The organism is Janthinobacterium sp. P210006, from assembly GCF_036231885.1.
In the GTDB taxonomy this organism is placed as follows: domain Bacteria; phylum Pseudomonadota; class Gammaproteobacteria; order Burkholderiales; family Burkholderiaceae_D; genus Janthinobacterium; species Janthinobacterium violaceinigrum.
On the sequence record NZ_JAZARD010000001.1, the window covers coordinates 340,490 to 352,840 of the forward strand.

The window sequence follows — 12,351 nt, forward strand, 5'->3', positions numbered from 1 at the left end:
GCCAGCCTTTTTTCGAATTCAAAAGCAAGCGCCGGAGTGTGGCGCGCGCGGCGACTGGCTATGCTGGTGACTTACTATTGACTTGCATGGAGTTGGCCATGGAACACTCTTACTCGACCGATGATGAACGCTGGGATGCCCTGCAGCGGCGCGCGCCCGATGCCGACGGCGTCTTTTACTACTCGGTGCGCACGACGGGCGTGTATTGCCGTCCTTCCTGCGCGGCGCGCCCCGCCTTGCGCCGCAACGTGGCTTTCCACACCAGCTGCGAGCAGGCCGAGGCGGCCGGCTTTCGTCCCTGCCTGCGCTGCAAGCCCAACCTGCCGCCGCTGGCCCAGCGCCAGGCGGCCCTCGTGGCCGATATCTGCCGCCTGATCGACGCCAGCGACGAGCTGCCTGACCTGGACAGCCTTGCGCAGGCAGCAGGCCTGAGCCGTTTTCATTTTCACCGCGTCTTCAAGGCGCACACGGGCATCACGCCGAAAGCCTATGCGGCGGCGCGGCGCGGCGAGCGCCTCAAGGCCGGCTTGCAGGGCGCGGCGAACGTCACGGAAACCTTATATGCGGCCGGTTTCAATTCCAGCGGCCGCCTGTATGCGGCCACGCCCGGCTTGCTGGGCATGACGCCGGGCGCGTTTCGCGACGGCGGCAGCGGCGCCGTGATCCGTTTCGCCATCGGCGCCTGCTCGCTGGGCGCCATCCTCGTGGCCAGCACGGACAAGGGCATCTGCGCGATTCTGATCGACGATGACCCCGACGTGCTGCTGCGCGACTTGCAGGACCGCTTTCCCCGCGCCGAGCTGCGCGGCGCCGAGCCCGAGTACGAACGGACGGTGGCGCAGGTGGTGGGCCTGGTCGAGGCGCCGGGCCTGGGCCTGGACTTGCCGCTCGACGTGCGCGGCACCGTGTTCCAGCAGCGCGTGTGGCAAGCCTTGCGCGAGATTCCTGCCGGCAGCACGGTCAGCTATGCCGAGCTGGCCAGGCGCATCGGCGCCCCGAAAGGCGCGCGGGCCGTGGCGGGCGCCTGCGCGGCCAATGCGCTGGCCGTGGCCATCCCCTGCCACCGCGTGGTACGCAACGATGGCGCGCTGTCCGGCTACCGCTGGGGCGTGGAGCGCAAGCAGGCGCTGCTCGAGCGCGAGGGCGAGCGGTGAGGGCGCTGGACTGGCGCCGGATCGAATATGATCTGAATCAATACGGCTGTGCCGTCGTGCCGGGCTTGCTGGACGCGGACGCCTGCGCCGCGCTGGCGGCCCGGTATGACGATGCTGCGCATTTCCGCAGCACGGTGGTGATGCAGCGCCATGGTTTTGGCCAGGGCGAGTACCAGTATTTCGCCTATCCCTTGCCTGACCTCGTGGCCACCTTGCGCGAACAGCTGTACGGCCCGCTGGCGGCCATCGCCAACCGCTGGCAGGCGGCCATGGGAGTGGATGGGCGCTTTCCCCTGGCGCACGGGGACTTTCTTGCGCGCTGCCATGCGGCAGGGCAAACCCGGCCCACGCCCTTGCTGCTGCGCTACCGCGAGGGCGATTACAACTGCCTGCACCAGGACTTGTATGGCGAGCACGTGTTTCCGCTGCAACTGGCCGTGCTGCTGTCGCGCCCGCAGGAAGACTTCACGGGTGGCGAGTTCGTGCTGACGGAGCAGCGCCCGCGCATGCAGTCGCGCGTGGAAGTCGTGCCGCTGGCGCAGGGCGACGCCGTGCTCTTTCCCGTGGCGCAGCGTCCCGTCAATGGCACGCGCGGCAGTTATCGCGTGAACATGCGCCACGGCGTGTCGCGTGTGCGCACAGGCTTGCGCCACACGCTGGGGATCATTTTCCACGATGCGAGCTGAACGGTAGCTGCGGCGCTTGAGTTTCCAGGATTACATGGCATGATGGCTCTTCCTGTTACTTTTCATTTCTGCCATGTCCGCGCTGCTCCGCCTGTTGTACCTGTTGACCATTTTCCTGCTGCCCGCAGCCCATGCGGACGAGGGCGTGTCCGCGCTCGTCTCGGAGGCCGCGTCCGCCATGGTGCCGTCACAGGCCGCTGCCGTCCGGACGGCGCCGCTGATGTTTGCCAACCGCAAGATATTTGTCTTCCGCGCCGCGCTGGCCGGCTATCCGCCCGATGAGCGGGCCATCGGCGCACAGCGCCGCCTGGAAGGCGTGCTGGCCAAGAATGGCCCCTTGCGCACGGGCACGCGTCCTATTCCCGAAGGCACGCAAGTGCTGCTCGACGGCGTGCAGCTGTTCGTCGTCGTGCCCGGCGACGTCAACCTGCTGGCCGGCGACACGACGGAAAGCGTGGCGAAAACGGCAGCAGAGGAATTGAGCAAGGCCGTGCTCGACTACCGCGAACAGGGCAGCTGGCGCTACCTGGCGATCGCGGCCGCCGTGTGCGCGGCCGCCACCCTCGTGTTCTGGCTGGTGTGGATGGGGCTGACGCGCCTGTACCACTGGGCCAAGCGCCGCAGCGGCATCCTGCTGGCCTCGCGCCTGCGCGACGTGCGCCTGAAGAACGTGCGCGTGCTCGATGCCGAGCATTACATCGCCTTCGCGTATCAGCTGCTCAGCGCCGTGCTGTGGGGCTTGCGCCTGATGGCCACGTATCTGTGGGCCGCCTTCGTGCTGGGCCGTCTGCCCTACACGCGCTCGTGGGGCGAAAGCCTGAGCGGCTACCTGTTCGACGTGGCGGCCGACGTCTTCCACGCCATCATCGGCGCCTTGCCGGGACTGGTGCTGGTGTGCGTGATCTTCGCCATCGCGCGCCTGATCGCCGCCACGGCCGCTTCGCTGTTCAAGCGCGTGGAAAGCGGGGAACTGCAGATCGGCTGGCTCGACAAGGACACGGCCCTGCCCACGCGCCGCATCGCCAGCGTGGTGATCTGGCTGTTCGCGCTGGCCATGGCGTATCCGTATCTGCCCGGTTCGCATACGGCCGCCTTCCAGGGCTTGTCCGTGCTGGTGGGCCTGATGGTGTCGATCGGCGCGTCGAGCATCGTGGGCCAGGGCGCCAGCGGCCTGATCCTCATGTACACGCGCGCCCTGCGCAAGGGCGAATATGTGCGCGTGGGCGACAGCGAAGGCACGGTGGTCGACGTGGGCATGTTCGAGACGCGGCTGCGCACGGGCCTGGGCGAAGAAGTGGCCTTGCCGAACGCGTGGGTGATGTCGCAGACGACGAAAAACTATTCGCGCGCCCAGCCCGGCGGCGGTTTCGTGCTCGACGCCACCGTTACCATCGGCTACGCCACGCCATGGCGGCAAGTGCACGCCATGCTGGAACTGGCCGCGTCGCGCACGACGGAACTGTCCACCATGCCAAAACCGTACGTGATGCAACTGGCGCTGCAAGATTACTACGTGCAATACCGCCTGGTGGCCTACGCCAGCGCCGAAGTCCCCCGCCAGCGCGCCGAAGTGCTGAACCGCTTGCACCAGAACATCATCGACGTCTTCAACGAATTCGACGTGCAAATCACCTCGCCGCACTACATCGACGACCCGAAAGAGTCGCACGTGGTGCCGCCGGAAGACTGGTTCAGGGCGCCGGCGAAGCGGGGGGAGGACTCGAGTCAACTGGCGCCTCCCAAGCCTTGAGTGCTGTGACCGGTTTCTTGAGGAGGCATGCCCTATCGTGACTTTTCTTCGGGGGCACAGGCATGCTTGCCGTTTGCCAGTCGAACGCCGTGAAATCCCCCGGAAGGTGCCGTGAGCAGGCAAAAATCTGCCGAGTAGCGCGATGTGGGATCGGATAGGCCCGCGCCAGCCATGCGGGTATTGACCGGGCGCAAGGCCTGCGCGCTTGCGTTAAGATGCGGGGCGTTTCCATGAACAGAAAGAGAACCATGTCCAGCCCCTCCCGCACCGCAGCTTCCCGCACCGCCCGCAGCCTGGCCGCCGCCCTGGCCGGCGACCCGTTCTACCGCACCGTCACGGTGGCGTGCGGCGACGACGAGGCGGCGCGGCTGGCCATGCTGGAAGCCTACTTCGCGCTGGCGCTGGCCGAGGGCGAGCAGGCGGGGCGCATCGACCTGGCTGACGACGCGGGCAATGGCGCCGCCATCTGGACCACGGATGCGCCGGCGGCCCTGCGCCAGGCCGCCTACGCTTTGCGCGAAGCCGCCTTGCGCGACTTGCTGGGGGAGCGCGGCTTCGCGCATTTCACGGCCATCGTGGAAAACATGGAGCACGCGCTGGCGCCGCATGGTCTGCAGGACGCGTGGTACCTGTCGATCGCCGGCATCGCTCCCGCCGCGCAAGGGCAGGGGCTGGGCGCGTCCGTGCTGGCGCCGGGCCTGGCGGCCGTCGATGCGGCCGGCGCCGCGTGCTTCCTGGAGACCTACAACGAGCGCAGCCGGCCGTTCTATGCCCGCCTGGGCTTCGTGGCGGCGGGACGCTACGCGGAAGCCGTCACGGGCTGCGACTACTGGCTGATGGTAAGACCACCTTCCGCTGCCTGATTGACCATTTTGCCAATTTCTATACACTCGTCTTTTTTCTAACGACTAAAAGACCTGGAGATGGAAATGCCGACCCTGCGCCGCAACCTGCTCACGCTCGCCTGCCTGGGCGCCTTCGCCCTGCCCCACGCCCGTGCCGATACCGTCATCGACAATGCCAACGGCTACACGCTCAATGCTGCCGGCAAGGTGGTGCGCTTCACGGCGCTGGCGTTTGACGACGCAGGCAAGCTGCTCGCCGTCGGCAGCGCCGCGCAGGTGAAACGCAAGGCGGCCAAGGGCGCCCTGCACGTCGACGTACAGGGAAAAACCGTGCTGCCTGGCCTGATCGACGCGCATGGCCACGTGTTCGGCCTGGGCACGATCGCCAGCGGCGTGATGCTGTACGGTTCTGCGTCGCTGCCGGCCGCCGTGCAGGCCGTGGGCGACTTCGCCCGCGCGCATCCGCAGCGCAGCTGGGTGATCGGCAATGGCTGGAACCAGGAAATCTGGAAACTGGGACGCTTTCCCACGGCAGCTGAACTCGATGCGGCGGAAAGCGCGCGGCCTGTGTGGCTGCGCCGGGTCGACGGCCACGCGGGCTGGGCCAACAGCCGTGCGCTGGCGCTGGCCGGCATCACGCGCGCCACACCGGATCCGGCCGGCGGCAAGATAGTGCGCGACGCGGATGGCAACGCCACCGGTGTGCTGGTCGACAGCGCCATGGACTTGATGGATGCCGTGCTGCCCAAGCCGGGCGACGTGGAAAACCGCGCCGCCCTCGATGGCGCGCTGGCGCAGCTGTCGCAAGTGGGCCTGACCAGCGTGCACGATGCGGGCATCGGCCAGATGCAGGACAGCCTGTTCCGCGATTACGCGGACCACGGCAAGCTGACGGTGCGCGTGTACGGCATGATCTTCGACACGACGGAAGACTTCGACGCGCTGTCGAAGAACGGTCCCGTAAACAGCTATGCGCGCGACATGTACGCCTTGCGCGCCGTCAAACTGCTGTCCGACGGCGCCCTGGGCAGCCGCGGCGCGGCCCTGCTGGCGCCGTACAGCGACGATCCGAGCACACGCGGCCTGCTGTTCTACCCGGACGCCGCCATGCGCGCGAAGATGGAAAAGGCCATGCGCGCCGGCTATCAGGTCAACGTGCACGCCATCGGCGACGCGGGCAACCATCAGATCCTCGACGGCTATGCCGCCTTGACCGCGCAATACCGCAGCGTGGGCCTGCGCCACCGCATGGAGCACGCGCAGGTGGTGCAGTTATCCGATATCCCACGCTTCAAGACCCTGGGCATCGTGCCCTCGATGCAGCCCACGCACGCCACGTCCGACCAGAACATGGCGGAGCAGCGCGTGGGCCACGAGCGCATCAAGGGCGCGTATGCGTGGCGCACCTTCCTCAAGCAGGGTTCGCGCATCGCCTGCGGTTCCGACTTCCCCATCGAATCGCCGAATCCGTTCGAGGGTATCCACGCGGCCGTCACGCGGCAGAACAGCGAAGGCTTCCCGGCCGGCGGCTGGTATCCGCAGCAGGCCATGACGGTGACGGAAGCGCTGCGCTGCTTCACCCTGGACGCGGCCTGGGCGGCGCACCAGGAAAAGGTCATCGGCACCCTGGAAGCGGGAAAATGGGCCGATTTCATCGTCGTCGACCAGGACCTGTTCAGTGTGGAACCAAAGGCCATCGGCAAGACGCAGGTGCTGCAGACGTGGGTGGCGGGCAAGCGCGTGTTCGAGAAAAAATAGGCCGTTTACGTTTGCAAAAACCTGTTGACTTGGTTGTATAGACAACCTATGCTGGGTGTACAAGAGCGGGCCAGGTATCAGGCTAGATACGCCCGCTCGCACCCTACGAGGAGACAGCATGAACAGCACAATGGACAACGATCCACGCTTTGATGCCAGCCGTGTCATCCGCGCCCCGCGCGGCACGGCCATGGCTTGCAAGAGTTGGCAGGCCGAGGCGGCCTACCGCATGTTGCAAAACAACCTGGACCCGGAAGTGGCGGAAAATCCGCAGCACCTGGTCGTCTACGGCGGCATCGGCCGCGCCGCCCGCAACTGGGCCTGCTTCGACCAGATCCTCGCCTCCTTGCGCGAACTGGAAGACGACCAGACCTTGCTGATCCAGTCCGGCAAGCCGGTGGGCGTGTTCCGGACCCACGCGGACGCGCCGCGCGTATTGATCGCCAATTCCAACCTGGTGCCGAAATGGGCGAACTGGGAACACTTCAACGAACTCGATCGGCAAGGCCTGTTCATGTACGGCCAGATGACGGCCGGCAGCTGGATCTATATCGGCACGCAGGGCATCGTGCAGGGCACGTATGAAACCTTTGCCGAAGCGGGCCGCCAGCATTTCGGCGGCGACTGGGGCGGACGCTGGATCTTGACGGCGGGCCTGGGCGGCATGGGCGGCGCGCAGCCGCTGGCCGCCACCATGGCGGGCGCCGTTTCGCTCAACATCGAGTGCCAGCAAAGCAGCATCGATTTCCGTCTGCGCACGCGCTACCTGGACAAGCAGGCAGCCAGCCTGGATGAAGCCCTGGAACTGGTCAAATACCACACGCAGCGCAAGGAAGCGATCTCCATCGGCTTGCTGGGCAACGCGGCCGAAGTGCTGCCGGAACTGGTGCGCCGCGCGAAGGCGGGCGGCCTGGTGCCGAACCTGGTGACGGACCAGACTTCCGCGCACGACCTGGTCAACGGCTATCTGCCGCGCGGCTGGAGCGTGTCGGACTGGAAGGCGGCGCAGCAGGACCCGCAGCGCCATGCGCGCCTGACGGTGGCGGCCGCCGATTCCTGCGCCGCCCACGTGCAAGCCATGCTCGATTTCCACGCCATGGGCGTGCACACCGTCGATTACGGCAACAACATCCGCCAGGTGGCGTTCGACCAGGGCGTGCAGAACGCCTTCGACTTCCCCGGTTTCGTGCCCGCCTACATCCGCCCGCAGTTCTGCGAAGGGCGTGGGCCGTTCCGCTGGGTGGCCTTGTCGGGCGACCCGGAAGACATCTACAAAACGGATGCGAAGATCAGGGAGCTGTTCCCGCACCACAAGCAGGTACACCACTGGCTGGACATGGCGCGCGAACGCATCGCCTTCCAGGGCCTGCCGGCGCGCATCTGCTGGCTGGGACTGGGCGAGCGCCACATCGCGGGCCTGGCCTTCAACGAGATGGTGCGCACGGGCGAACTGAAGGCGCCCATCGTCATCGGCCGCGACCACCTGGACACGGGTTCCGTGGCCAGCCCGAACCGCGAGACGGAAAGCATGAAGGACGGCACGGACGCCGTGTCCGACTGGCCTTTGCTCAACGCCATGCTCAATACGGCAGGCGGCGCCACCTGGGTCTCGCTGCACCATGGCGGCGGCGTGGGAATGGGGTATTCTCAGCATGCGGGCATGGTCATCGTGGCCGACGGCAGCGAAGCGGCGGCAAAACGCCTGGCGCGCGTACTGGTCAACGACAGCGGTTCCGGCGTGATGCGCCATGCCGATGCCGGCTATGAAACGGCGGCCGCCTGCGCCAAGCGCAACGGCCTGATTCTTCCCATGCTTCCTTGAGACCTTGATCCGAATGACTATGACACAGCATGCCAAAAGTTGGACCCTGAAGCCGGGCGCGATGACCCTGGCCGACCTGCGCGCCGTCTGGGCCGCGCCGGCAAAATTGATCCTCGCCGCCGAGGCCTATCCCGTCATCGAGGCGTCGGCCGCCGCCGTGCAGGCCATCGTCGCCAAGGGCGATGCAGCCTACGGCATCAACACGGGCTTCGGACTGCTCGCCAAGACGCGCATCCCCGATGAGAAGCTCGAGCAATTGCAGCGCAACCTGATCCTGTCGCACTCCGTCGGCACGGGCGAGCTGCTGTCGGACGCCGTCGTGCGCCTGATCATGCTGATGAAGATCGGCAGCCTGGCGCGCGGCTTTTCCGGCGTGCGCCCGCTGATCGTCGACACCCTGATCGCGCTGTACAACGCGGGCATCATGCCGGCCATTCCCGCCAAGGGTTCCGTGGGCGCCTCGGGCGACCTGGCGCCCCTGTCGCACATGACGCTGGCCATGCTGGGCGTGGGCGACGTGCGCGTCAACGGCGAATTGATGGCGGCCCCCGAAGCGCTGGCGCAGGCGGGCATCGCGCCCGTTGTGCTGGCTGCCAAAGAGGGCCTGGCGCTGATCAACGGCACGCAGGTGTCGAACGCGCTGGCGCTGCATGGCCTGTTCATGGCCGAGCGCCTGCTGGAAGCGGCCATGGTCACGGGCGCGCTGTCGCTCGATGCGGCCAAGGGCAGCGACTCGCCGTTCGACGCGCGCGTGCATGCCGTGCGCGGACAGCCGGGGCAGATCCTGGCCGCGCAGATGTACCGCCAGCTGGTGGCGCACAGCGCCATCCGCGCCTCGCACCTGGAAGGCGACGAGCGCGTGCAGGACCCGTACAGCCTGCGCTGCCAGCCGCAGGTCATGGGCGCCTGCCTCGATTTGATCGGCAATGTGGGCCGCACCCTGCTGATCGAAGCCAATGCCGTCACGGACAATCCGCTGATCTTCCAGGATGGCCCCAACGGGCAGGCGGAAATCGTCTCGGGCGGCAATTTCCACGCCGAGCCGGTGGCCTTTGCCGCCGACACCCTGGCGCTGGCGATTTCTGAAATCGGCGCGCTGGCCGAGCGCCGCATCGCGCTGCTGATCGACGCCACGCTTTCCGGCCTGCCGCCGTTCCTTGTGCGCGATCCGGGCGTCAATTCCGGCTTCATGATTGCCCACGTGACGGCCGCCGCGCTGGCGTCGGAAAACAAGTCGCTCGCGCATCCGGCCAGCGTCGACAGCCTGCCCACGTCCGCCAACCAGGAAGACCATGTGAGCATGGCCACGTTCGCCGGGCGCCGCCTGGACGACATGGCGCACAACACGGCCGTCATCGTCGGCATCGAGCTGCTGGCCGCTGCGCAGGGCATCGATTTCCACCGTCCGCTGAAAACCTCGCCGCACCTGGAGCACGTGCATCACCAGCTGCGCCAGAAGGTGCCGTTCTTCGATGCCGACCGCTTCTTCGCGCCCGATATCGAAGCGGCCAAGCAGATGGTGCTGCATGGCGAGTTGAGCAGTACGTGCAAGAATTTGTTCGCCCCGCTGTACGCCTGAGTGGGCGCAAGGAGACAAGCATGGATTTCCGCTTCAATGAAGGCAGCATCCCGCTGCTCGTGTCGATGCCCCACGTGGGTACCGACATACCGGACGATATCGCCGCGCGCATGACGCCGCAGGCCCTGGTCAAGGCCGATACGGACTGGCATCTGCGCGAACTGTATGGATTTTTGCAGGAGATGGATGCGTCCGTGCTGTCGGCGCGCTGGTCGCGCTACACCATCGACCTGAACCGGCCGCAGGAAGACACGAATCTGTATCCGGGACAGGATACGACGGGCTTGCTGCCCAGCGATACATTTCACCGCGAGCCGCTGTACCTGCCAGGCCGCGAACCCGATGCAGCAGACGTGCAGCAGCGCCTGCAACGCTACTGGGCGCCGTACCACGGGCAGCTGCGCGCGGAGCTGGACCGCCTGCTGCGCGTGCATGGCGCCGTGGTGCTGTGGGATGCCCATTCCATCGCCTCGCACGTGCCGCGCTTTTTCGACGGCAAGCTGCCCGACCTGAACTTCGGCACGGCCGACGGCGCCAGCTGCGACAGCGGGCTGACGTCCGCCGTGGTCGATATCGCGCGCGCGCAGGATCAATTTACCGTGGCCTTGAACGGCCGCTTCAAGGGCGGCCATATCACGCGCCACTACGGCCAGCCGGAAGGCCGCGTGCATGCGATCCAGCTGGAGATGTGCCAGTGCGTGTACATGGATGAAGCGGCGCCGTTTGCCTACCGGCCCGACCTGGCCGCGCAGGTGCAGCCGCTGCTGCGCCAGATGATGGGCGCAGCCGTGGCATGGGTGGCGCGTTGAGCGGCTGTTTGTTCGCGCGCCATGCGCTGCTGCCGCAGGGCTGGCGCCGCGACGTGCTGCTGGAATGGGATGCGGCCGGCGACTTGACGCGCGTCCAGGCCGATACCGCGCCATCGCCAGGCGTGGAGGTGGCGCAATATGTCTTGCCCGGCATGGTCAACCTGCATTCGCACGCTTTCCAGCGCGCGCTGGGCGGCATGACGGAGATCGCCGGCGAGGCAACGGGCAATGCGCCGGACAGCTTCTGGACGTGGCGCGAACTTATGTACCGCTTTGCGCGCCACATCACGCCGGAGCAGATGCAAACCATCGCCGCGCAGCTGTTTGCCGAATGCCTGCGCCATGGCTACACTTCCGTGTGCGAATTTCACTACCTGCAGCGCGATGGGGCAGGCGCGCTGTATGCGCGTCCCGCCGAAACGGCCGAACGGGTGCTGGCCGCGGCGCGTCTCAGCGGCATCGGCATGACCATGCTGCCCGTGCTGTACAGCCATGCGGGCTTCGGCGAGCAGCCCTTGAAGGCCGAGCAGGCGCGCTTTCGCACGGATGCGCAGGACGTCTTGCGCATCATCGAAGCGCTGGCGCCGCAGCGCGGCGGGCAGGTGGAGGTGGGCTTCGCGCCGCATTCGCTGCGCGCGGCCAGCGTGGCGCAGATCCGCGAAGTGGCGCAGGCACTGCCGGCGGACCGTCCCATCCACATCCACATCGCCGAGCAGCAGGGCGAAGTGCGCCAGTGTGTCGACTACAGCGGCCGGCGCCCGGTGCAGTATTTGTACGACCACGCCGACGTCGATGCGCGCTGGTGCCTCGTGCACGCCACGCATGTGCAGCCCGACGAGGTGGCGCTGATGGCTGCCAGCGGCGCCGTGGCGGGCCTGTCTCCCACGACGGAAGCAAACCTGGGCGATGGCCTGTTTCCTTTGGCCGAATTCATCGCGGCCGGCGGATCTTTCGGCGTCGGCAGCGACAGCCATGTGTCGCAGTCGCCCGTGGAGGAATTGCGCTGGCTCGAATATGGCCAGCGTCTGCAGCGTCAGCAGCGCAATGTCGCCGCCACGCCGGATGAACGCCGTGTGGGCGACTTCCTGTGGCAGGCGGCCTTGCGCGGCGGCGCGCAGGCGGCCGGGCGCAAGCTGGGCGCCCTGGCGCCGGGCTGCCGCGCCGACCTGCTGGTGCTCGACGAGGCGCACGTGAACCTGGGCGGCGTGGCCATCGGGGATGTGCTGGGCAGTTTTCTCTTTTGCGGCAACGACAACCTGGTGCGCGACGTGCTGTGCGGCGGCCAGTGGCAGGTGCGCGGCGGTCGCCATGTGGCGCAGGACGCCATCGCCACCGCCTACAAGCGCACCCTGGCGCAATTGAGGGCGCTCTGATGGCCACTTTCATCCCGCATGAATGCCTGCGTGCCGCGCCGTGGAAAAATGGCGGCGGCAGCACGACGGAAATCGCCATTTCGCCAGCGGGCGCTGGCTTCGACGACTTCGACTGGCGCATCAGCCTGGCGACGATCACGGCCAGCGGGCCGTTTTCCTGCTTTCCCGGCATCGACCGCAGCCTGATGCTGGTCGATGGCGACGGCGTGCAGCTGACGCTCGATGGCGCGCGCAAGGTGGTCTTGAGCGCGGCGCAGCCCATGCTGTGGTTTCCCGGCGAAGCGGCCGTCGTGGCGCAGGTCAAGGGGATCACGACGGATTTCAACGTGATGACGCGGCGCGACCGCTGCCGCCACCAGCTGGAAAAGATCACGGCGCCGGGCAAGCTGGCGCGGCGCAGCGCGGCGACCCTGCTGTTCGTGGCCGGCGAAGGTTCCGTGCTGGCGCGCGCCAGCGACCAGCAGTTCGCGCTGGCCCGCTACGACGCCTTGCTGCTCGACGCGGACGATGCGCAGGAGTGGCGGCTCGACGCCTTGCAGCGTTCGGCCGTGCTGTGCGTCGACCTGTTTACCTAG

Annotated in this window: 10 protein-coding genes; all 10 read left to right on the top strand. The window is 67.2% G+C overall.

All coding sequences use genetic code 11. The features are described 5' to 3' along the window. Positions 1–98 precede the first annotated feature (98 nt). The 10 genes from ada to VPH41_RS01585 all read left to right on the top strand — a co-directional run bounded on the left by ada (position 99) and on the right by VPH41_RS01585 (position 12,351). On the top strand, positions 99–1,154 hold the full coding sequence (gene ada, locus VPH41_RS01540) for a bifunctional DNA-binding transcriptional regulator/O6-methylguanine-DNA methyltransferase Ada (RefSeq protein ID WP_328568735.1): 1,056 nt from the start codon (positions 99–101) through the stop codon (positions 1,152–1,154). After that, positions 1,103–1,840 carry a 2OG-Fe(II) oxygenase gene (locus VPH41_RS01545; RefSeq protein WP_442906232.1) on the top strand — a complete coding sequence of 246 codons (738 nt, stop codon included), beginning with the start codon at positions 1,103–1,105 and terminating at the stop codon, positions 1,838–1,840. Before ada ends, VPH41_RS01545 begins: the two co-directional genes overlap by 52 nt. A 73-nt stretch (positions 1,841–1,913) precedes the next feature. Then, positions 1,914–3,590, top strand: coding sequence for a mechanosensitive ion channel family protein (locus VPH41_RS01550; RefSeq protein ID WP_328568737.1), 1,677 nt, complete (start codon positions 1,914–1,916; stop codon positions 3,588–3,590). Between the two features lie 248 nt (positions 3,591–3,838). Further along, positions 3,839–4,453: a GNAT family N-acetyltransferase gene (locus VPH41_RS01555; protein WP_328568738.1), complete on the top strand. Its 615-nt coding sequence runs from the start codon at positions 3,839–3,841 to the stop codon at positions 4,451–4,453. Positions 4,454–4,519: 66 nt separating this feature from the next. Continuing rightward, positions 4,520–6,193 (top strand): amidohydrolase, encoded by a 1,674-nt coding sequence (locus tag VPH41_RS01560; protein WP_328568739.1) that lies wholly within the window; start codon positions 4,520–4,522, stop codon positions 6,191–6,193. A gap of 118 nt (positions 6,194–6,311) precedes the next feature. After that, on the top strand, positions 6,312–8,015 hold the full coding sequence (gene hutU / locus VPH41_RS01565) for a urocanate hydratase (RefSeq protein ID WP_328568740.1): 1,704 nt from the start codon (positions 6,312–6,314) through the stop codon (positions 8,013–8,015). A gap of 19 nt (positions 8,016–8,034) precedes the next feature. Then, entirely contained in the window at positions 8,035–9,594 is a 1,560-nt protein-coding gene (gene hutH, locus VPH41_RS01570) for a histidine ammonia-lyase (RefSeq protein ID WP_152282882.1), read from the top strand. 20 nt (positions 9,595–9,614) lie between these two features. Then, positions 9,615–10,403, top strand: a complete 789-nt coding sequence (gene hutG / locus VPH41_RS01575; protein WP_328568741.1) for an N-formylglutamate deformylase — start codon at positions 9,615–9,617, stop codon at positions 10,401–10,403. Further along, on the top strand, positions 10,388–11,776 hold the full coding sequence (locus VPH41_RS01580) for a formimidoylglutamate deiminase (RefSeq protein WP_328568742.1): 1,389 nt from the start codon (positions 10,388–10,390) through the stop codon (positions 11,774–11,776). Before hutG ends, VPH41_RS01580 begins: the two co-directional genes overlap by 16 nt. Continuing rightward, a complete protein-coding gene (locus VPH41_RS01585; protein WP_328568743.1) occupies positions 11,776–12,351 on the top strand; it encodes a HutD/Ves family protein in 576 nt (191 codons plus the stop codon). Before VPH41_RS01580 ends, VPH41_RS01585 begins: the two co-directional genes overlap by 1 nt.